This is a genomic window from Variovorax guangxiensis (assembly GCF_003952165.1).
GTDB lineage: Bacteria > Pseudomonadota > Gammaproteobacteria > Burkholderiales > Burkholderiaceae_C > Variovorax > Variovorax guangxiensis.
In genome coordinates this window covers 33,143-52,264 of sequence record NZ_RXFT01000015.1, presented here as the reverse complement: position 1 = coordinate 52,264, position 19,122 = coordinate 33,143, and the positions used below count along the sequence as shown (strand labels likewise).

The following is a 19,122-nucleotide window of genomic DNA, read 5'->3' as shown; positions in this document are numbered from 1 at the left end:
CGGCCCGCGTGTTGTTTCGCTGCACTCGTCGACCGTGGATTCAACCCGTTCCCCCTTGCCGTGACCTGAAATATCCATTTCCCTATACGGAAATGATGAAAATGAATGAGCTTTATTTGTGCGCGGATCGCAATACAGACGTGCCGACTTGGATGTCCACCAAAAGGCGTCGTGACAATTGTTTACGAAATCCGTTGTACTCCACTAGCCCACAAAATGAGTTTCAGCCGATCGGCTTTCGATGCAATCCGCACGATTGGTCGAATGAATTGCACCAAATCACGGCGAATTGCACTTATGTGGTGCGCGCGCAATCGACAAATAAGAGCAACCGAAATTGCGCGCCGGAGCTCAGCGGCAGACCGAGAAGTCGAGAGGCCGCTCCAACCGGCTTTCGCTCGTCGTCTCGGCCGGGAGAGGCGTCCACTCCTGCAGGCTGAGCTTTTCCACCGCCATGTCGACGAAGGCGGTGACGGCCAGCGGCCGTTGCTGGCGGCTGGGGTAGACCACGCTCATGCCGCGGCCTGCGCGCATGTACTGCGGCAGCACTGGCACGAGGCGGCCGGCCGCCACTTCGGCCGCGGTCAGGATCGCGGGCAGCGCGACGATACCCAAGCCCGCGCAGGCCGCCTCGCGCAGCGCCACATGGGTGTTGCTGCTGAAGCGCCCGCGCACCCGCACGTCTTCTTCGGTGCCGTCGGGGCCCTGCAGGCGCCAGACGGCGGCGCTGCCGGTCTCCGGCGGCTGGGTCACGCATTCGTGCTCGGCCAACTCGCGCAGATTGCCGGGCGCGCCGTTCGCCGCGATGTAGGCGGGGCTGGCCAGGAGGCCGCCGTAGCTCGTGAAGATTCGGCGTGCCACGTAGCTCGAATCTTCGAGCGCCCCGATGTGGAATGCCACGTCGACGCGGTCGGCGATGAGGTCGGCCGGCAGGTCGCTGAGCACGAAGTCGATCTGCACCAGCGGGTGCGCAGCCAGGAAGGCCGACACCCAGCCCATGTCGAAATACTCGAAGAAGCTGGCCGAAGCCGCCACCCGGATCGCGCCGCTGGGCTCCTTGCTGACCGCCACGTGCGACTGCCCCGCCTCTATGAGTTCTTCGACCGCCGGGCCGCAGCGCTCGTGGAAGGTCTGGCCGGCGCTGGTCAGCGTGAGCTTGCGGGTGGAGCGCTGCATCAGCCGGGTGCCCAGGCGCGCCTCGAGCTGCTGGATGCGCCGGCTCACCGTGGCCGAGGGCATGCGCAGGTGCCGCGCGGCTTCCGCGAAGCTACCCAGGCGCGCCACCTGGACAAACATGGCGACTTCGTTCAGATCGAGCAAGGTGGTCCTTCCTTGAATGACGGCTGTAAAAGGCTTGGGGTCCATCAATTCCGCTATTGCTATCGATCGATATTCAAATTGCGATCGATCCGGAGCGAATAGCGGTGCGATATGCCGGCTTGCGCAAGAACGCGGCGGCGAACACTGAGCACCGGCTGACTTCCCGCAATTGGCGGACGTCCAATGGAGAAATGCCGCGAATCTCAATTACATTTCGGCAATATTCATTGCCCGGCAGTTTATAAATATCAACAAACGATTGATCTAATCCATCACCCACCATCGAGGTCGGTTGACCGCCCCCAAGACCTCTAGTCCGGATTTCCAATGCAAGCCTTCCCCGATGCCCAGGCCCTGCGCTCGCCGCGCTCCCTGGACGACCTGCTCCTGTACCGCCTCTCCCGTGCCATGCGCCCGGGCAGCGGCATGGCGACGCGCCTCGTCGAAGGCGGCTTCGGCATCACGCACCGCGAGTGGGGAATGATCGGCATGCTCGCGCAGATCGGCGAGATCACCTCCTCGGCATTCGCCGACCGGCTGCAGCTCGACCGCGTGCGTACCTCGCGCGGCCTGCGCAGCCTGGCCGAGAAGAAGCTGGTGGAACGCAGGCGCGATGCCGACGATGGCCGCGAGGTCCATGTGCGGCTGAGCGCTGCGGGCCGGGAGCTGTGCGACTCGGTGTTCCCGCGGATCGCGCGCCTCAACATGGACCTGCTCCAAGCCCTCGACGAAGAGCACCTCGACGTCTTCCTCATTTGCCTGCGCCGCCTCGAGCTGCGCGGCAAGGAGCTGAGCGCGCTGGGCGCGGTGTCCGAGAAGGCCGACCGCCGCTCGGGCGGCACGCGCCACAGGTGGCCGGGGCGCAGCGCCTGAATGCGGAGATCGTCGGAAATTTGACAGTTCCGGCGCGGCCCGGTGCCTACCATCCGGCACCACATGAACACCGACAACAAGGACGACAACCGTGCGTCGCGCACCCGGCGCACCCTGCTGACCGGCGGCGTGCTGCTGGCTGGCGCCGCAGCCACGGGCGCCGGCTACGTCCTCACCCACTCCGACCAGCCCATTGCCATGGACGATTTCTCCGACCTGCCCCGCGCCATGCGCACCCTCGAGCGCCTGCGCACGACGCCGCTGCGCACCCGCTCCGGCTGGGACCTGGCCCAGGTGCTGCACCACAGCGCGCAGAGCGTCGAATACTCCCTGGACGGCTTCCCCCAGCTCAAGCCCGCGTGGTTCCGCGCCTCGCTGGGCAGCATGGCGTTCGCCGTGTTCTCGGCGCGCGGCCGGATGAGCCACGGGCTCGAAGAGCCCATCCCCGGCGCGCCGGCCATCGCATCAAGCCAGCCGCTCGATGCCGCGGTGGAGCACCTGATGAGCGCGCTGGGCCGCTTCGAACGCCACGGCAACGCGCTCGCGCCGCACTTCGCCTACGGCGTGCTGAGCAAGTCGGAGTACACCCGGGCGCATCTCATGCACCTGGCGAATCACTGGGAGCTGGTGGACGCCGGCTGACGCGCGCTTCGAGGGCTTCGCGCCCGACGCAGTTTCGCGTTCCGGCGACAACCTCTTCGTTGCGTCGGCCTCGTCGAGGCGGCGGCGGCGGCGGGGTTGGCGGCTGGCTCGACAGTGCACGGTCATGCATGCACCGGCAGGTATTCTTCGGCCATCGAAGAACCGAAGGAGACGGCGGACATGTACACGGAACAAGGCGGCGAAGGCCCGGACCTGCTTCTCTTGCTGCACGGAATGGGCGCGACGGGCGCCGTGTGGTCGCCCATGTGCGCCGATGCCGGCACCCGCTGGAAAGGCCGCTGGCTCGCACTCGACCTGCCCGGCCATGGCGGCTCCGGCACGCAGGACTCCTACGCCATCGGCCAGCACGCGGCGAGCGTCGCGCGCGCCGTGCTGCCGCATCTGCAGCCCGAGGGCCGCCTCGTGGTGCTCGGGCATTCGCTGGGCGGCGTGATCGGCCTCGCGCTCGCCACGGGCTGGTTCGGCCTCCTGCCGCATCGCGTCTTCGCGGCCGGCATCAAGATCGCTTGGAGCGACGAGGAAGTGCGCCGCATGGACTCGCTGGCGCTGCAGCCCGCGAAGCTGTTCGCCACCGAAGAGGAAGCGCGCGAGCGTTACCTGAAGGTGTCGGGCCTCGCCGCGGTTGCCGGTGCGCCGGCATCGGTGTCAGCGCGAGGCATCGCGCACGGCGACGGCGGCTGGCGCCTTGCGATGGACCCGCGCGCCAACGCGGTGGGCAAGCCGCCGCTATCGGAGCTGATGACGCTCGCGCGCTGCCCCGTTCATCTCGCGCGCGGAGGCAACGATGCGATGGTGACGCTGGAGCAGACCCGCTCGCTCGACGCCGAAGCGCGCGACCTCGGGCCGCATGGGCACAACGTGATGGTCGAGGCGCCCGCGCAGGTCTGGGACTGGATGGCTTCCTTCAGCTGACGCGCAGCTCTTCGATCCTGCGGATCGGTATGGCCACTTCGGCCACTTCGGCGGCGCGCGCCCTCAGCTGGCCGCACCCGCCGTCGATGTCCTGCCCCGCCGACTGCCGCAGCTTCGTCAGGATGCCGCGCTCGTGCAGCGTGCGGGCAATCTGCTTGCAGCGCTCCCATGAGGGGCGGTTGAACTCCACGCCATCCACCGCGTTGAACGGAATCATGTTCAGCACGCCCCACTTGCCCGAGAGCAGCCGGACGATGCCGTCGATCTCGTCCTGCCCATCGTTGACGCCTTCCAGCAGTGTCCACTGGTACTGGATGGGATAGCCGGTGGCCCGCGCGTAGCGTTCGCCCGCGGCGACCAGTTCTTCCGGCGTCATGTTGGGCGCGCGCGGAAGCAGCTTCCTGCGCAGCCCGGCCTTGGTGGTGTGCAGTGAGAGCGCCAGCGCGGGCCTGACGCGCTCCCCGGCCAGTCTCTCGAACACGCGCGGATCGCCCACGGTGGAGAACACGAGGTTCTTGTGGCCGACATTGCCCACGGTGCCGAGCAGCTCGATGGCCTCCAGCACGTTGTCCATGTTGTGCGCGGGCTCGCCCATGCCCATGAAGACCACCTTGCGCACCGGCCTGCGCATGCGCGCGAGCGCGACCTGGGCAATGATCTCGGCGCTTCCCACCTGCCGCAGCAGGCCGTCGCGGCCCGTCATGCAGAACTGGCAGCCGACGGCGCAGCCAACTTGCGACGACACGCAGAGGCCGTCGCGCGGCAGCAGCACGCTTTCGACGGTCTGGCCGTCGGCGAGCGCGACCAGCAGCCGCTCGGAACCATCGGCGCCCGGATGCGCCGCGACCACGCGCGCCAGCCCCGCAAGCTCGGCTTCGATGGCTGGCAGTGCCTCCATCAACGGCGCGGGAAAGAAGCTCGCGGGCAGGCGCCTGCCGCTGTTCCTGGGCAGGGCGTGGGACCACAGCCGCAGGATGCGCTGCTCATGGCTCGGGCCGGCTCCGGCTTTTCGCAGCCGCTCTTTCAGTTCGTGGATTCGCATGCGCCCTCTGGGGCTGGAAGCTTCCCGTGCCTGCCGGCTGCCCTTTTAGCAGCAGCGCCGAACGCACGGGAGGATGGTCGACAAGCCCCGGATTGTGCACGGCGCCGGCCGCCTCAGCCCTGCGACTGCAGCCTCATGGCCCGGCGGCGGCTGCTGGCGATCATGGCCGAGCCCGCAAGGCACAGCACCGCGAGCAGGGTCAGCGCGGCGCTGGTGCCGCGGGTGAAGATGGCCACGTCAAGGCCGGAAAGCCCCGCACCTGCGTTGCCTAGAACGCTGCGCTGCGAGCCTGGCGAAAGCCGCGCCAGCGCCACGCTGAGCGCCAGCGCGGTGCCCACCATGATTCCGGTGTTCTGCAGTGTCGAGCGCACGCCGTTGGCGATACCCCTGCGCTGCGGCGTCACTGTCTGCAGGATCGACGCGTTGTTCGGCGTCACGAAGCTGCCGATGCCGAGGCCCAGCCCCCAGAAGCACAGCGACAGCGGCACCGCGCCGATCTCCGGCCGCAGCAGCGTGGCCAGCATCGCCAGCGCGCCTGCAGCGAGCAGCATGCCGCCCACGCACACCGCCTCGGGACTGAAGCGCCGGATCAGCATGCCCGCCACGGGTGCGGCCATCAGCATGCCGAATGCGACCGGGGCCACGCGCAGGCCCGCCTGCGAGGGCTCCAGCCCCGCGCAGGCCTGCAGATACAGCGCCACCAGCACCAGCGGCGCGGCCTGCGCCATCGACAGCAGCAGGATGCCCGCGTAGGCGGTGCGGCGCACCGGGTCACCGAACAGCGAGGGATCGACCAGCGGGCTCGATGCGCGCACCTGGACCCTATGGAAGAGCGCGATGGCGCCAAGCCCCGCGAACATGAACGCCCACACCGGCGTGCTCGTCCAGCCGCGCGTGCCCGCCATCGAGAGCGCGTAGGTCACGCATCCGATGCCGACGAAGGAAAGCGCCGCGCCCGCAAGGTCGAAGCGCTCCGATCGCACGGCTGCGCCCGCTGGCAGCACCTTCCACGACAGGGCCAGCACGCACAGCCCCAACGGCACGTTGAGCATGAAGAGCACGCGCCAGCCCCACCACGACACGACGAAGCCGCCGGCCAGCGGGCCCACGACCTGCGCCAGCGCCGCGACCATGGCGAGCACGCCGAGCGCCAGCCCCATCCTGCGGCGGCCGAAGGCATCGCCCACCAGCGCGCTGGCATTGGCCATGACGCCGGCCGCGCCCACCGCCTGGCAGATGCGTGCCGCCAGCATCAGCCCGGCGTCGGGCGCGAAGGCGCATGCCGCGCAGGCGGCCACGAAGAGGCACAGCCCCGCGAGGAAGAGCCTGCGCCGCCCCCACAGGTCGGCCAGCCGCCCGAAGCTGAGGATGCAGACGGTGCTGACCAGCATGTACGACAGCAGGATCCAGCTCGCCTGCGTGGGCGAAGCATGCAGGCTGCGCGCCACTGCCGGCAGCGCGACGTTGAGCGCGCTGAGGTTGAGAAAGCACAGCAACGCCCCGGCGCTGGCGGCTGCGAGCACAGCCCAGCCAGCCCTGTCGTCCGCACCCTCGCTGCCCACACTGCCGGTAGTCACTTGCGTTCAGTCTTCGCTCTTGAAGCCCGAGGCCTCGACGATGGGGCGCCAGTACGCGCGGTCCGAAGCCATGATCCGCTTCACTTCCGCGCCGGGCAGCCCCGTGGGCTCGAGGCCCATGCGGTCGACCTGCCCGCGCACCTGCGGGCTGCGCATCGCGGAGAGAAAGGCCGACTCCAGCTTCGCGACCACGTCCTTCGGCGTGCCGGCAGGCACGAACGCGGCGTAGGCGGCATTGGCGCGGTCGAAGGCGTCGTAGCCCGACTCCTTGATCGTCGGAACATCGGGCAGCCAGCTCAGCCGTTTCGTGCCCGCCACGCCCAGGATGCGCAGCTTGCCCGCGCGATGCAGTTCGAGCTGGCTGGCCAGCGCGTCGGCACCCAGCGGCACGTGGTCGCCGACGATGTCGGTGGCTAGCGGCGCGCCGCCCCGGTAGGTGACGGGCGTGAGCGGCACGCCGATGGCCTTCGACAACTGAAGCAGGCTGAAGTGCAGGCCGCCGCCGAGGTTGGTGAGGCCGACGCTGCCGCCGGAAGGGTTCTTGCGCACCCACGCGACGTATTCCGCGAGCGTTTTGAACGGCTGGTTCGCGCCCGCGGAGATCACGCTGGGCACGTTCGCCAGGTGTGCGAGGGGCACGAAGTCCTTGTCGACGTCGTAGTTCAGCCGCGCGTAGGTCATCGGAAAGAGCACGAAGGGCGGCGTGGCGCCGAGCAGGATGGTTCGGCCGTCGGGCTTCGCAGCCTTCACCGCCTCGATGGAGATGCGGGTGGAAGCGCCGGGGCGGTTCTCCACCAGCACGGGCTCCTTCAGCGTGGTGCGCAGGTCCTCGGCCAGCGAACGCGCGAGGCTGTCGAGCGCGCCGCCCGGCGGAAAGCCGATGATCAGCCGGATCGGCGTGGCGCTGTCGGCATGCGCGGCCGCGCCGGCCAGGGCGATCGAGGCGCCCAGCAGAAGTGTCTTGAGGAACGAGGCCATGGTGGGAGTACCTGCGGAGTTGGGAACGGGTGGAGGGCCGGCTCAGAAGGCCAGCACGGGCAATGCGTTCGCCGGCCTGTGCGCGGCCTCGAAGCCGGCCGCGGCCTGCAGCAGCTGCTGGTCTTCGCGGAAGCGGCCGACCAGCTGCATGCCGATGGGCAGGCCGTCGCGTCCGGCGCCGCAGGGCAGGCTGATGGCGGGATGGCCCGTGAGGTTGAAAGGCATCGTCCATGGGAACCAGTTCGGCCTCAGGTCGGCATAGGACTGGCCGTCGATCTCGATGCTTCCGAACAGGTCCTGGTCGATAGGCAGCGCCGTGCGCGAAAGGGTCGGCGTGAAGATGAAGTCGTGCGTCTCCAGCTGGGCCTGCACCCGGCGAAAGAGCGCGGTCCTGGCGAACATGGCCTGCTGGAAGGCGACGCCGTCGACGTGCTGCGCCAGCGCGAGCTGCTGCAGCAGCGAGGGGCTGAGCTTCTCGCCGTGCGCCTCGGCCAGCGGAGCGAAGCGGCCGCGCCAGCTGGTGTGGTTGATCACGCGCCACACCGGCTCGACGTCATAGCCCTCGTCGGGCATCTCCTCCAGTTGCGCCCCCATCGAGCGCAGCGTGGCGAGCGCGGCCTCGAAGGCGGCGGCGACGTCGGCGGAGATCGGGCGCCCTTCCAGCGTCGCGCGGTACAGGACGCGCTTTCCGCGCAGGTCGGAGGCGGGCCGCAGCGCGTCGAAGTAAGGCTGCGCGGGCACACCCAGCGACCACGGGTCGCAGCCGTGCGCACCGGTCATGGCCTGCAGCATGAGCGCGGTGTCGGCCACGTCGCGCGTGGTGGGCGTCACGTAGGTGTAGTTGCCGAAGGCGTCCTGCACCTGGCTGTGCGGCACCACGCCCAGGCTCTGCTTCAGGCCCACAACGCCGTTGCAGGCGGCGGGAATGCGGGTGGAGCCGCCGCCGTCGGTGGCGATGGCCAGGGGCGCGACGCCCGCCGCCATGGAGGCGGCCGCGCCTCCGCTGGAGCCGCCGCTGGTGCGCGTGGCGTCCCATGCGTTGCGGGTGCTGCCGAAGAGGGGCGCATCGGTCATGCACTTGGCGCCGAACTCGGACGAGGTGGTCTTGCCGATCAGGATGCCGCCGGCCTGGCGAATGCGCGCCACGGCCAGCGCGTCCTGCGCGGGAACATGGTCGCGGTGCAGCACCGAGCCGTAGGTGGTCCTGACGTCCGCGGTGTCGACGATGTCCTTCGCCGTGAAGGGCAGGCCGTGCAGCAGGCCCTGCGCCTCGCCCTTCATCAGGGCCGCCTCCGCCTTCCTGGCCTCTTCCATGGCCTGCTCGTGGCACAGGGTGACGAAGCAGTTCAGCAGCGGCTGCACCGCATCGGCGCGGCGCAGCACCTCGGCGACGATCTCCACCGGCGAGAGCTTGCGTTGCGCGACGAGGGAGCGCAGCGTCACGGCGGACATTTCGCAGATCTCGGACTTCGGAAGACGGGGATACTTTTGCATGCGCAAATGATTGATGCGCCCCCAAAGCCAGTCCAATACTGTTTTCTCGAAAAGGCATATGACCAGCGTATGGCAGCACCAGACTTCAGAACGCTCCGCTACTTCGTGGCCGTTGCCGAGGAACGCAGCGTGGGCAAGGCCGCACGGCGGCTCAACATGGCGCAGCCGCCGCTGTCGGTGCACATCCGGAACCTGGAAGCCTCGGTGGGAACGCCCCTGTTCCAGCGCACGGCGCGCGGCATGGAGATCACCGATGCCGGCAATGCGCTCTTCAGGCGCGCGAAGGAAGCCCTGCTGCTGGCCAACGAAGGCTTCGACGCCGCGCGGGCCATAGGCTCGGGCAGCAGGGGCCGGCTCACCGTCGGAACCATGGTGGTGCTCTCTTACCTGGTGCTGCCCCGCCTGGAGAACGCGCTGCGCGCGAAGCTGCCCGACGTGGAGATCCAGTACGTGGAGCTCAACGCGGTGAACAACATCTCGGCCGTCACCGATTCCGACGTGTCGGTGGCGATCTGCATTCCGCCCATCGCGCAGGCCGGCATCTCGGTCGAGCGCATCGGCACCCAGCCGCTGATGCTGGCGGTGCGCGCGGATTCGCCGCTGGCGCGCATGGCCAGCGTTCCGCTGCAGCGGCTCGAGGGCGTGCCGCTCATCGGGCTGCCGGTGCCCGAGGGCGATCTCGACAAGTCGGTGGTGGCCTCGATGCTGCGGCGGCACGGCGTCGGCATGCCCGTCGCGCAGCGGGTCGAGACCATGGTGTCGGCGCTGGCGCTGGTGCTCGCGGGCAAGGGCGTGGCCATCCTGCCCGCATGCGCGCGGATCGGCCGGCCGCCGGGCGTGGTGTTCAGGCCGCTGCGCAACGTCGACGCGAAGATGGAGATCGCCGCCTGCTGGCGCAGCGACTGGGATAGCCCGCTGATCCAGCCCTTCCTGGCGTGCGCGCGGGCCTCCGTGCGACAGGCGGCCTAGCTAGAACAGGCTGCCCTGCCCCGCCGCGCCCGGCGGGCGGAACGCGGAAATCTCGAGCGGAATGCGCTCCCGGTTGTAGCCCAGGCGGTTCGCGGCCTTCTGGAAGCGCTGGTGGATCAGGTCGGCCCACAGGCCCGAGCCTTTCATGCGCGTGGCGAAGTCGGCGTCGTAGTCCTTGCCGCCGCGCATCTCGTGGATGCGCGCCATGATGCGGTCGGCGCGCTGCGGGTAGTGCAGCGCCAGCCATTCCTTGAAGAGCGGAGCCACTTCCCACGGCAGGCGGACCACCGTGTAGAAGGCGCTGCGCGCGCCGGCCTCCCATGCGGCTTCGAGCACCTGTTCCATGTCTTCGGTCACGAAGGGAATCTGCGGCGCCACGCTCACGCCCACCGGCACGCCGGCCTCGGTGAGCGTGCGGATCGTGCGAAGCCGGCGGTGCGGCGCGGCGGCACGCGGCTCCAGCTTGCGGGCGAGGTCGCCGTCGAGCGTGGTCACGGTGATGTACACGGCCGCCAGGTGGTCGGCCGCCATGGGCGCGATCAGGTCGAGATCGCGCTCGATGGCGCTCGACTTGGTGACCAGCGCGAACGGGTGCCGCGCCTCGCCCAGCAGCTCGATCACCGAGCGCGTCAGCCGCAGTTCGCGCTCGATGGGCTGGTAGCAGTCGGTGGCGGTGCCGATGGCGATGTAGCTGGGCCGGTAGCTCTTGCGCCCGAGCTCGGTGCGCAGCACCTCGGCGATGTTGCGCTTGGCGATCAGCTTGGTCTCGAAGTCGAGGCCGGGCGACAGGTTGAGGTAGCTGTGCGTGGGCCGCGCGAAGCAGTAGATGCAGCCGTGCTCGCAGCCCCGGTAGGGGTTGAGGGAGCGGTCGAAGTAGATGTCGGGCGAGTCGTTCTCGTTGAGGGCCGACTTCACGTCCTCGAAGCGCACCTCGGTGGCCAGGGGCTGCAGCGTCTCGGCCTCGGCCGCGCCTTCTTCCAGCGTGCCCCAGCCGTCGTCGAAGGCGTCGCGCTCGTCCTTGGAGAAACGGTGTGCGATGTGCGTGGCCGCGCCGCGGCCCTTGATGGCGTGGATGGGAATGAAGGCGGCTGGCATGGTCGGCGACTCCTTGGCAACTCGATTTACTGTTTATTCATACAGTATTCCACTGATTCACCGTCATTGCCGATTTTTTAATTTCTTTCTTGACAGAAATTTCGAGAATCCTAAACTCGGCGCCATGGAACTCACCGACATCCAACGCAAGTTCGTCCTGCACTGGGGCGAAATGGGCTCGCTGTGGGGCGTCAACCGCACCGTCTCGCAGATCCACGCCCTGCTCTTCGCCTACGGCAAGCCCATGAACGCCGAGGAGTTGTGCGACACGCTCGGCGTGGCCCGCTCCAACATCAGCAACAGCCTGAAGGAACTGCAGGCCTGGAACCTGGTCCGCATCACCCACACGCTGGGCGACCGGCGCGACTACTTCGAAACCAGCGTCGACGTGTGGGAGCTGTTCCGCACCGTGGTGCGCGAGCGCAAGGAACGCGAGTTCGACCCCACGGTGCGCGTGCTGCGAGAGCTGGTGTCCAGCCCCGACTTCCAGAAGGAGCCCGCCGACGCGCAGGACCGCATCCGCTCCACGATGGAGCTCATGGAAAAGCTCGCCACCTGGGCCGACGAGATGCTGCGGCTGTCGCCCGGCACGCTCGACAAGGTGATGACGCTGGGTGCCAGCGTGCAGAAGTTCGTGCGCGGCGATTCGTCGCAAGGCGGCAAGGGTGGCAAGGGCGAAGACCCGGACGCGCACCACGCCAGCCTGCCCATGATCTGAGTCTCTTTTTTTGCCCAACAATTTCTGTTTTGACAGAAATATCGAGAACGAAGAACGCCATGAGCCATACCGTGACACCCACCTATCCGCTCACGATCTATTTCGATGCAAGCTGCGCGATCTGCTCCGCCGAAATGGGCGCCCTCAAGGCACGCGACGCTGCCGGCCGGCTTCAGCTGGTCGACTGCTCGCCCATCGGCTTCACCGGCGGCCCGGCACCGCGCGAGGCGCTGATGGCGGCCATCCACGTCTCCAGCGCCGACGGCAAGGTGCACGTCGGCGTGCCGGCCATCCGCATCTGCCGCGCGGCGGTGGGCCTGTCCAGCGGCGGCCTGCTGCTCGACCTGCCGCTGGTTGCGCCGCTGGCCGATCGCGCCTATGCGCTGCTGGCACGCAACCGCTACCGCATTCCGCGCTGGCTGGCCGCCAGGCTGGCGGGACGCGTCGCCCCTTCATGCGATGACGGCAACTGCCGCATCTGAAGAAGAAACAACCACACGAGGGAACCCACCATGCCCACCGTCTTCCAGCCCGACTTCCGCATGCCGCGCGGAACTGTCGAGCACACCGGCGCCCCCATCACCGCCGAGGACACGCAGGACTACTTCACCGAGGTCGCGACCGACTACAGCGCCTGGAGCCCCAGCTACAACATGCACTTCGGCTTCTGGCGCGCGGGGCTGAACCCGCTGCGGCGCGAGGGCATGCTGGTCGAGATGAACCGCGTGGTCGGCCGTGCGCTGCGCCTCGACGATGCTCCCCGTCGCTGCGTGATCGACATGGGCTGCGGCGCCGGCGCCACAGCGCGCACGCTGGTCGGCGACCACGCATCGCTCTATGCCATCACCGTGACCAACGTCGCCGTGCAGAACCGCATCGCCGCGAAGCTCGATGCCGCGGCCGGCGTGGCCGACCGCATGGCCCACATCGAAGCCGACTACACCCGCACCGGCCTGCCTGCGGCCCAAGCCGACGGTGCGTGGGCTGTAGAAAGCGCCTGCTATGCCGGCGGCACCGACAAGGCCGACTTCATCCGCGAAGCCGCGCGGCTGCTGAAGCCCGGCGCGCGTCTCGCGGTGGTCGACGGCTTCCTGCTGCGCCGCAACCCCGGCCGGCTCGCAAGCTGGCTGCACCGCCTGTGGGCCGACAGCTGGGCCGTGCCCACGCTGGCCGTGCGCGAAGACTTCGTCGCCGCGTTGCACGAGAACGGCTTCGAAGACGTCGAAGTGAAGTCGCTGCGCTGGCGCGTCGCGCCCAGCGCGCTGCACATCCCCGTTCTGGCCACCCGCTTCACGCTGGCCGAACTCTGGAAGGCACGCGGCAGGCTGAGCCCGTGGCGGCGCAAGCACATCGTGGCCAGCTACTGCGCACTGGCGCTGGGCATGTTCTGGCGCGACTTCGACTACTGCATGGTCACCGCCACGCGCCGCGCCGACTGAGCACGACACGAATACAGACAGAAAGAGGAGAAGAGGCTTTTCATGCAAAACGTCCCCGAAGAAAGCAGGCTCGCCGAGCTGGCCCCCGTCGAACCGCAGGAAGCACAACCCAAGCCCGTTCGCGGCATGCCCTTCGGCTGGTTCTGGCCGATGGCCATCGGCGCCGCGGTCGCGCTGGTGCTGCGCCTGTTCTTCAGCAGCGCGCCCGGCAAGCCCTACTCGGCCATGCTGGCTTCGTTCGTCTACTTCGTGCCCGCGGTGTGCGGCGCGGTCACGGTGTACATGGCCGAGCGCATCGAGCGGCGCAGCTGGGGCTACTACATCTGGGCGCCGTGGGTGGCGACCTCGCTCTTCGTCGGCGGCACGCTGCTGGTGTTCATCGAAGGGCTGATCTGCGCGATCGTCATCGTGCCGCTGTTCGCCACCATGGGCAGCGTGGGCGGGCTGGCGATGGGCATCGTGTGCCGCGTTACCAACTGGCCGAAGCAGGCGGTCTACAGCTTCGCGATGCTGCCCCTGGTGCTGGGCGCCATCGAGCCCCAGCTGCCCAACCCCGACCGCTACTCGGACACGTCGCGCACGCTCTTCATCGCCGCGCCGCCAGAGCGCGTGTGGCACGAGCTCAATGCCGCGAGCGACATCCGCCCCGCCGAGGTCGGCGACGCATGGGCCTACCGCATCGGCGTACCGATGCCGGTGTCGGGCGTGACCGTCGACACACCCGAAGGCCGCGTGCGCCAGGTGCAGTGGCAGAAGAACGTGCACTTCGAGGAAGTCATCACCGAGTGGCAGCCCAATCGCCTGCTGAAGTGGCGCTTCCGCTTCTCGCCCGACTCCTTCCCTGCCGGCGCGCTCGACGACCACGTGATGATCGGCGGCCAGTACTTCGACCTGCGCGACGCCACCTACACGCTGACGCCGCGCGACGGCGGCACCGAGCTGCGCGTGGCGGTGTCGTGGCGGCTGAGCACCAGCTTCAACTGGTATGCCGACCGCGTCATGCACCTGCTGCTGAACGACGCCTCGGAGAACATCCTGCGCTTCTACAAGGCGCGCAGCGAGGCCACGGCAACAGCTGCCTCAGCCGGATGACAACGATGCAGCCCGTCTTCCAGCAGGCGCTCGGCCCCGCCTGGGAACGGCTGGGCGAGGTCATCCGCCGCCACTACACGATGAGGCCGTTCTCCGACGACTACGTCTGCGTGCGCGGCACCATGGACGAGGTCTGGCACTCGCCCTGGGCCGCGCTGCTGATGCCCTTCGGCCGGCTGTTCGGCGCGCTGGTGCCGCACCAGGGCAAGGAAGTGCCCATCGAGGTGCACTACCGCTGCCGCCCCGACAACGCCACGCTCCACTGGGACCGCGTCTTCCACTTCCCCGGCAGGCCGCCCTTCCACTTCCGCTCGCACATGGAGCACGACGCGGCCCATGGCAGCGAGGTGACCGAGTACGTGCGCTTCGGCATCGGCATGCGCCTCGCGGTGAGCGCGGAAGAAGGCGCGGTGGTGTTCCGCGACCTGGGCTACGTCTGGCGCGTCGCGGGGCTGCGCATTCCGCTGCCGCTCGGCCTGTTCATGGGTACGGCCTATGTGGAGGAACGGCCCGATCCGGCCGACGTCGACCGCTTCACCATGAAGATGCTGCTGCGCCACCGCTGGTTCGGCGACGTGTTCCGCTACAGCGGGCGCTTCCACCTCGGCCCGCGAACAGGATCACAATGAGCGCACCATGCCTCGCCGCCCAGAAAACCTCTACGCCCAGTACCACGCCCACGTCTATTTCGGCCCCGACACGCTCGCGCAGGCCAAGGCCCTCTGCGAACGCGCGGGCCGTGAGCTGATGGTGGTGGTCGGCCGCGTGCACGAGCGGCTGGTGGGCCCGCATCCGCACTGGAGTTGCCAGCTCGCCTTCGACGCCGCCGAGTTCGACCAGGTCATCGAATGGCTGGAAGCCAACCGCGACGGGCTCGACGTGTTCGTGCACGGCGTGACGGGCGACGACCTCGCCGACCACACGACGCACGCCATGTGGCTGGGCGAGGAAAGCGAGCTCGACCTGCGGCTGTTCCGCCGCTAGGCCGTCTCTTCGGCGCCGGCGCCGTGCACCTTGAAGAAGGTGGCGCCCTCCACCTTCTGCCCGATGGCCTTCTCGTAGGCCGCGCGCACCTCGTCGGGCTGCCCTGCCTGGCCGAAGAAGTCCTTCAGGTAAGGCCCCAGCAGCGGATGCGCCGCCAGCTCCCTGCGCGGCAGGCCGTTGATCATCTCGTCGCGGCACGCCGAGGGCAGGAACACGTCGCGGTTCTTCTCCGGATCGCGGATCAGCCCCTTGGGCTCGTGCGCCGGGTCGGCCTGCATCGCCTCCAGCTCCTCGAAGAAGCGGCGCCGCATCATCACGATGCCCTTGTCGCTCTGGCCCAGCTTCTCGCGCGTGCGGTCGGTGACGGTGCCCTGCCCTACCCACACCACGAAGTCCTGGTTGGCGACGTGGCTGGTGATCCATCGGTCCGTCGCCGGGTCCTTGATGGGCCCGTACCAGGAAGGAATGCGCTCCTGCACGTAAGGCTCCTGCTCGTTCGGCACGCGGCTCAGCACCCACAGCACGCTCAGCGTGTTGTGGTCGTCGATGGGCACGCGCCATTCGAAGTGGTGGCCCAGGAAGAAGCCGTTGGGCCACAGCGTGACGCGGCCGGTGGTCCACATCACGTTGTCCTCGCGCTCGCCGCCGCGCAGGCGCCTGTAGACGAAACCGTGCTCGAACTCCTCGAAGGCAAGCTTCAGGTGCGTGGGCACATAGGGCCCCTCGTCGCCCTGCAGGCGCGTGGTCCAGTTGTTGTGGGTCCACTCGAAGTGCACCGGGTCGATGGAGTTCTCCTGGCACTGGAACCAGTTGCACGGAACCTCGGCGAACACCGCCTGCGCGAAGCCGTTCGCGCAGTTGAAGAGCTCCCAGTCGGGCAGCAGCGGCGCGGGCTGCGGGCCCATGTAGGCCCAGAGCAGCCCGGCCTTCTCCTGCACCGGGTAGGCCTTGATCTTCGTGTTCCTGCGCATGCGCGCGCCGGGGTCCAGCGTTTCCTCGAAGGGCTGGTGCACGCACTGGCCGCTCTGGTCGTACTGCCAGCCGTGGTAGCTGCAGCGCAGGCCGCATTGCTCGACGTAGCCGTACGACATGTCGGCGTTGCGGTGCGGGCAGCGGCGATCGACCAGGCCGTAGTTGCCGCTCAGGTCCTTGTAGAGCACCAGGTCTTCGCCGAGGATGCGCAGCGGCTTCACCGCCTTGTCGTCGAACTCGCTCGCGCCCGCGATCGGATGCCAGTAGCGGCGCAGGTAATCGCCCATCGGCTTGCCAGGGCCCACTTCGGTCAGCAGGCGGTTCTTCTCTTCACTCAACATCGAATGGTCTCCTTGTCGCTTGTCTTCAATCGGCGCGGATGCCGAACTCGCGCACCAGCCTGCCGAAGCGCTGGTCGTCGTCCGAAATCTGCTTGGCCAGCACGGCCGGCGCTCCGCCCACGGGTTCGATGCCGAGCGCGGCCATCCTGGCCTGCACGTCGGGCATCTTCAGGATCTCGTTGAAGTGCCTGTTGAGCGCCTGCACCACGTCGGCGGGCATCGCCTTCGGGCCGAGCAGGCCCATCCAAGCGCTCACGTCCACGTCCTTGAAGCCCAGTTCGATGAAGGTGGGCACCTCGGGCATCAGCTTCGTGCGCTGGCGTTCCGCGACCGCGAGCGGAAGCAGCTTGCCGGTGGCGATGTGGCCCGCCACCGCGCCGGGGGTGATCCAGCCCACGCTGACGTGGCCGCCCAGCGTGTCGTTCACCACCGGCGCCACGCCGCGGTACGGCGCGTGCGTGGCCGAGATGCCCGCGTCCTTGTTGAGCAATTCGCCCGCGATGTGCATCGGCGAGCCCGCGCCCGGTGTGCCGTAGGTGACGGTCTTGCCGGCCTTCGCCCCAGCCACGAGCTGCGCGACGCTCTGGATGCCGCTCGCGGGCGAGGTCACCAGCAGCAGCGGGATGTTGCCGGTCTTCACGATGGGGGTGAAGTCCTTCACCACGTCGTGCGCCACGCCCGGGCCGGCCTTCAGCACATGCTGCGCGATGGGAAAGGTGCTGGGCGTGAAGAGCAGCGTGTAGCCGTCGGCGGGCGCCTTCGCGACCCATACGTTGCCGATCATGCCGCTCGCGCCGGGCCGGTTGTCGACCAGCACCGGCTGCCCGGTGCGCTGCGAGAGCTTCTCGGCATAGGTGCGCGCGATGGCGTCGGTGTCGCCGCCCGCCGGGTAGGCCACGACGATGGTGATGGGCTTGGAGGGCCATGCCTGCGCCATGGCCGCGGTGGCGGCACATAGCGAAAGAACGGCTGCAGCAGCGGCACGGGCCGCGTTTCGGTGGTGAAACAACATGCTCTTTTCCTTCTCGGTGGGACGACGTTGGGGTCGAACGCACTGTAGGAACGAGGCTGCGCGGCCAGAAGATATAGTTTCACTGAGTGAACCTTTTTTCTGGAGACCGACATGTCCGACACCATGGGCACGCAGAGCGTGAAGTCGATCGACGCGCTGCGCCGCGGGCTCGACGTGATGCTGGCCATCCAGCGCTCCTCGGCCGTGACGCTGCAGGAGCTGCACCGGCAGACCGGCGTGTCGAAGGCCACGCTGCTGCGCATCCTCAAGACGCTGCAGCAGGCGGGCTGGGTGGAACGCAGCGAGCACGACAAGCGCTACGTGCCCGCGTCGGCCACCGGCCAGTCGGGGCCCGTGGCGGCATGGCGCACGCGGCTCTCGGCGCTTGCTGCCCCTGCACGCGCCACGCTGCAGCGGCTGGTGCCGTGGCCCATCGACCTGGGCGTGCGCGACGGCACGGCGATGCTCATCCTCGACACCGACCGGCCGCGCAACGGCCTTGCGGTCAACTACCGCGCGCTGGGCTTCCGGCCGCCGATGCTGCTGTCGTCGCTGGGCCGCTGCTACCTGTCGTTCTGTCCCGAGGAAGAGCGGCGCGAGATCCTCGCCGCGCTGGCGCGCTCGCCGAACGACTTCGACCGCGGCGCGCGGCGCCCCGAGAACATCCGCCGCATGGTGGCGCATGCGCGCGACCTGGGATACGTGGCGCGCGACCCGACCTCGACCAGCCTGGATTCGCCCGACCGCTTCGGCGCGGTGTCGGTGCCGCTGCGGCAAGAAGATCGGGTGGTGGGCTGCCTCAGCTGCGCGTGGCTGCCGGCGGTGAAGAGCGAGCGCGAGATCGTGTCCGCGTACCTGGCCGACATGCAGCAGGCCGCGCAGAGCATCGAACGCAAGCTGGCGCAGGCCGGCTTCGGGCCGCCGCCTCCAACGAATGCATGAAGTGCGAAGCCGGGCCGGCGCTCAGAACTCCGCGTCGAGCTCGTCGATCTCGTCGGGCTCCTGCTTCGCGGCAGCCACCCATTCCTTCATGGCCGGCAGTTCCATCACGCGCTTGCAGTAGGCGGCGCAGACGCTGTCGAGCGCCACGTCGTAGCTCAGGAAGCGCGTGACCACCGGTGCATACATCGCGTCGGCCATGCCCGGCTGGCTGCCGAAGAGGAACGGGCCGCCGTAGGCCTTGAGGCACTCGCGCCAGATGGCAACGATGCGGTCGATGTCGGCCTGTGCGCGCGACCACACCTTGAAGTTCTTGAAATGGGCCTTGATGTTCATCGGCAGCGCGCCGCGCATCGAGGCGAAGCCCGAATGCATCTCGCCGCAGATGGCGCGGCAGTGGGCGCGGGCCGCGATGTCGGAGGGCAGCAGGCCGGCCTTGGGCTTGATCTCGTTGAGGTACTCGCCGATGGCCAGCGTGTCCCACACCTTCACGCCGCCGTGCTGCAGCGAGGGCACCAGCATCGACGACGACAGCAGCAGCATCTCGGCCTTCATGGCCGGGTCGTCGGGCGGGATCACCTTCTCGCTGAAGTCCAGCCCCGCCAGCCTGCACATCAGCCAGCCGCGCAGCGCCCAGGCGCCGTAGTTCTTGCTGCTGATGGTGAGTACGGGTTTGGCCATCTCGGAGCTCTCCTTGGGCGT

Annotated in this window: 20 protein-coding genes; 11 read left to right on the top strand and 9 right to left on the bottom strand. The window is 68.6% G+C overall.

What is annotated here, in order from left to right:
• Positions 1-351: 351 nt before the first annotated feature.
• Entirely contained in the window at positions 352-1,320 is a 969-nt protein-coding gene (locus tag EJP67_RS27145; protein ID WP_126024848.1) for a LysR family transcriptional regulator, read from the bottom strand.
• A 327-nt stretch (positions 1,321-1,647) separates the two neighbouring features.
• On the opposite strand from EJP67_RS27145, the gene EJP67_RS27140 reads away from it, so the two are divergent.
• From EJP67_RS27140 to EJP67_RS27130, 3 genes are all read left to right on the top strand, one after another.
• Complete coding sequence (locus EJP67_RS27140; RefSeq protein WP_126024847.1) at positions 1,648-2,193, top strand: MarR family winged helix-turn-helix transcriptional regulator; 546 nt, start codon at positions 1,648-1,650, stop codon at positions 2,191-2,193.
• A gap of 63 nt (positions 2,194-2,256) precedes the next feature.
• The gene (locus EJP67_RS27135; RefSeq protein ID WP_126024846.1) at positions 2,257-2,835 is read left to right on the top strand and encodes a DUF1569 domain-containing protein; all 579 of its coding nucleotides are present in this window, start codon (positions 2,257-2,259) and stop codon (positions 2,833-2,835) included.
• A gap of 180 nt (positions 2,836-3,015) precedes the next feature.
• Positions 3,016-3,768, top strand: coding sequence for an alpha/beta fold hydrolase (locus EJP67_RS27130; protein WP_126024845.1), 753 nt, complete (start codon positions 3,016-3,018; stop codon positions 3,766-3,768).
• Here the strand turns inward: EJP67_RS27130 and EJP67_RS27125 are convergent.
• The 4 genes from EJP67_RS27125 to EJP67_RS27110 form a co-directional block, all read right to left on the bottom strand.
• Positions 3,761-4,810, bottom strand: coding sequence for an RNA methyltransferase (locus tag EJP67_RS27125; RefSeq protein ID WP_126024844.1), 1,050 nt, complete (start codon positions 4,808-4,810; stop codon positions 3,761-3,763). The genes EJP67_RS27130 and EJP67_RS27125 overlap by 8 nt on opposite strands.
• A 113-nt stretch (positions 4,811-4,923) precedes the next feature.
• Positions 4,924-6,387 carry an MFS transporter gene (locus tag EJP67_RS27120; RefSeq protein ID WP_240650799.1) on the bottom strand — a complete coding sequence of 488 codons (1,464 nt, stop codon included), beginning with the start codon at positions 6,385-6,387 and terminating at the stop codon, positions 4,924-4,926.
• Between the two features lie 6 nt (positions 6,388-6,393).
• Positions 6,394-7,365, bottom strand: coding sequence for a tripartite tricarboxylate transporter substrate-binding protein (locus tag EJP67_RS27115; protein WP_126024843.1), 972 nt, complete (start codon positions 7,363-7,365; stop codon positions 6,394-6,396).
• Between the two features lie 42 nt (positions 7,366-7,407).
• Positions 7,408-8,859 (bottom strand): amidase, encoded by a 1,452-nt coding sequence (locus EJP67_RS27110; protein WP_126024842.1) that lies wholly within the window; start codon positions 8,857-8,859, stop codon positions 7,408-7,410.
• Positions 8,860-8,928: 69 nt separating this feature from the next.
• Here EJP67_RS27110 and EJP67_RS27105 point away from each other — a divergent pair, with 69 nt between their 5' ends.
• The gene (locus EJP67_RS27105; RefSeq protein WP_126024841.1) at positions 8,929-9,828 is read left to right on the top strand and encodes a LysR family transcriptional regulator; all 900 of its coding nucleotides are present in this window, start codon (positions 8,929-8,931) and stop codon (positions 9,826-9,828) included.
• Here EJP67_RS27105 and EJP67_RS27100 read toward each other — a convergent pair whose 3' ends face one another.
• The gene (locus EJP67_RS27100; protein WP_126024840.1) at positions 9,829-10,923 is read right to left on the bottom strand and encodes a PA0069 family radical SAM protein; all 1,095 of its coding nucleotides are present in this window, start codon (positions 10,921-10,923) and stop codon (positions 9,829-9,831) included. It abuts the gene before it with no gap.
• A 124-nt stretch (positions 10,924-11,047) separates the two neighbouring features.
• Between EJP67_RS27100 and EJP67_RS27095 the strand changes: the two genes are divergently transcribed.
• Genes EJP67_RS27095 through EJP67_RS27070 form a run of 6 tightly spaced genes read left to right on the top strand, consistent with a single transcriptional unit; the run spans position 11,048 to position 15,156 of the window.
• Positions 11,048-11,641 carry a GbsR/MarR family transcriptional regulator gene (locus EJP67_RS27095; protein ID WP_126024839.1) on the top strand — a complete coding sequence of 198 codons (594 nt, stop codon included), beginning with the start codon at positions 11,048-11,050 and terminating at the stop codon, positions 11,639-11,641.
• A 59-nt stretch (positions 11,642-11,700) separates the two neighbouring features.
• A complete protein-coding gene (locus tag EJP67_RS27090; protein ID WP_126024838.1) occupies positions 11,701-12,123 on the top strand; it encodes a thiol-disulfide oxidoreductase DCC family protein in 423 nt (140 codons plus the stop codon).
• 30 nt (positions 12,124-12,153) lie between these two features.
• A complete protein-coding gene (locus EJP67_RS27085) occupies positions 12,154-13,080 on the top strand; it encodes an SAM-dependent methyltransferase (protein WP_126024837.1) in 927 nt (308 codons plus the stop codon).
• Positions 13,081-13,122: 42 nt separating this feature from the next.
• A complete protein-coding gene (locus tag EJP67_RS27080; RefSeq protein ID WP_126024836.1) occupies positions 13,123-14,172 on the top strand; it encodes an SRPBCC family protein in 1,050 nt (349 codons plus the stop codon).
• A gap of 5 nt (positions 14,173-14,177) precedes the next feature.
• Positions 14,178-14,801, top strand: a complete 624-nt coding sequence (locus tag EJP67_RS27075; protein WP_240650798.1) for a DUF4166 domain-containing protein — start codon at positions 14,178-14,180, stop codon at positions 14,799-14,801.
• A gap of 7 nt (positions 14,802-14,808) precedes the next feature.
• Positions 14,809-15,156 carry a DOPA 4,5-dioxygenase family protein gene (locus EJP67_RS27070; protein WP_126024834.1) on the top strand — a complete coding sequence of 116 codons (348 nt, stop codon included), beginning with the start codon at positions 14,809-14,811 and terminating at the stop codon, positions 15,154-15,156.
• Here the strand turns inward: EJP67_RS27070 and EJP67_RS27065 are convergent.
• Positions 15,153-16,469, bottom strand: a complete 1,317-nt coding sequence (locus tag EJP67_RS27065) for an aromatic ring-hydroxylating oxygenase subunit alpha (RefSeq protein WP_126024833.1) — start codon at positions 16,467-16,469, stop codon at positions 15,153-15,155. The genes EJP67_RS27070 and EJP67_RS27065 overlap by 4 nt on opposite strands.
• 25 nt (positions 16,470-16,494) lie before the next feature.
• A complete protein-coding gene (locus tag EJP67_RS27060; RefSeq protein WP_126024832.1) occupies positions 16,495-17,481 on the bottom strand; it encodes a tripartite tricarboxylate transporter substrate binding protein in 987 nt (328 codons plus the stop codon).
• 111 nt (positions 17,482-17,592) lie between these two features.
• Between EJP67_RS27060 and EJP67_RS27055 the strand changes: the two genes are divergently transcribed.
• Positions 17,593-18,423 (top strand): helix-turn-helix domain-containing protein, encoded by an 831-nt coding sequence (locus EJP67_RS27055; RefSeq protein WP_126024831.1) that lies wholly within the window; start codon positions 17,593-17,595, stop codon positions 18,421-18,423.
• A gap of 21 nt (positions 18,424-18,444) precedes the next feature.
• Here EJP67_RS27055 and EJP67_RS27050 read toward each other — a convergent pair whose 3' ends face one another.
• Complete coding sequence (locus EJP67_RS27050; RefSeq protein WP_126024830.1) at positions 18,445-19,101, bottom strand: glutathione S-transferase; 657 nt, start codon at positions 19,099-19,101, stop codon at positions 18,445-18,447.
• Positions 19,102-19,122: the final 21 nt, after the last annotated feature.

Excerpts from the sequence above, each read along its gene's own strand:
- EJP67_RS27130 (WP_126024845.1), top strand. The coding sequence starts at position 3,016 with ATGTACACGGAACAAGGCGGCGAAGGCCCGGACCTGCTTCTCTTGCTG.
- EJP67_RS27060 (WP_126024832.1), bottom strand. The coding sequence starts at position 17,481 with ATGTTGTTTCACCACCGAAACGCGGCCCGTGCCGCTGCTGCAGCCGTT.
- EJP67_RS27135 (WP_126024846.1), top strand. The coding sequence starts at position 2,257 with ATGAACACCGACAACAAGGACGACAACCGTGCGTCGCGCACCCGGCGC.
- EJP67_RS27070 (WP_126024834.1), top strand. The coding sequence starts at position 14,809 with ATGCCTCGCCGCCCAGAAAACCTCTACGCCCAGTACCACGCCCACGTC.
- EJP67_RS27125 (WP_126024844.1), bottom strand. The coding sequence starts at position 4,810 with ATGCGAATCCACGAACTGAAAGAGCGGCTGCGAAAAGCCGGAGCCGGC.
- EJP67_RS27095 (WP_126024839.1), top strand. The coding sequence starts at position 11,048 with ATGGAACTCACCGACATCCAACGCAAGTTCGTCCTGCACTGGGGCGAA.
- EJP67_RS27075 (WP_240650798.1), top strand. The coding sequence starts at position 14,178 with ATGCAGCCCGTCTTCCAGCAGGCGCTCGGCCCCGCCTGGGAACGGCTG.
- EJP67_RS27090 (WP_126024838.1), top strand. The coding sequence starts at position 11,701 with ATGAGCCATACCGTGACACCCACCTATCCGCTCACGATCTATTTCGAT.
- EJP67_RS27065 (WP_126024833.1), bottom strand. The coding sequence starts at position 16,469 with ATGTTGAGTGAAGAGAAGAACCGCCTGCTGACCGAAGTGGGCCCTGGC.
- EJP67_RS27140 (WP_126024847.1), top strand. The coding sequence starts at position 1,648 with ATGCAAGCCTTCCCCGATGCCCAGGCCCTGCGCTCGCCGCGCTCCCTG.
- EJP67_RS27085 (WP_126024837.1), top strand. The coding sequence starts at position 12,154 with ATGCCCACCGTCTTCCAGCCCGACTTCCGCATGCCGCGCGGAACTGTC.
- EJP67_RS27110 (WP_126024842.1), bottom strand. The coding sequence starts at position 8,859 with ATGCAAAAGTATCCCCGTCTTCCGAAGTCCGAGATCTGCGAAATGTCC.
- EJP67_RS27050 (WP_126024830.1), bottom strand. The coding sequence starts at position 19,101 with ATGGCCAAACCCGTACTCACCATCAGCAGCAAGAACTACGGCGCCTGG.
- EJP67_RS27115 (WP_126024843.1), bottom strand. The coding sequence starts at position 7,365 with ATGGCCTCGTTCCTCAAGACACTTCTGCTGGGCGCCTCGATCGCCCTG.
- EJP67_RS27080 (WP_126024836.1), top strand. The coding sequence starts at position 13,123 with ATGCAAAACGTCCCCGAAGAAAGCAGGCTCGCCGAGCTGGCCCCCGTC.
- EJP67_RS27100 (WP_126024840.1), bottom strand. The coding sequence starts at position 10,923 with ATGCCAGCCGCCTTCATTCCCATCCACGCCATCAAGGGCCGCGGCGCG.
- EJP67_RS27055 (WP_126024831.1), top strand. The coding sequence starts at position 17,593 with ATGTCCGACACCATGGGCACGCAGAGCGTGAAGTCGATCGACGCGCTG.
- EJP67_RS27105 (WP_126024841.1), top strand. The coding sequence starts at position 8,929 with ATGGCAGCACCAGACTTCAGAACGCTCCGCTACTTCGTGGCCGTTGCC.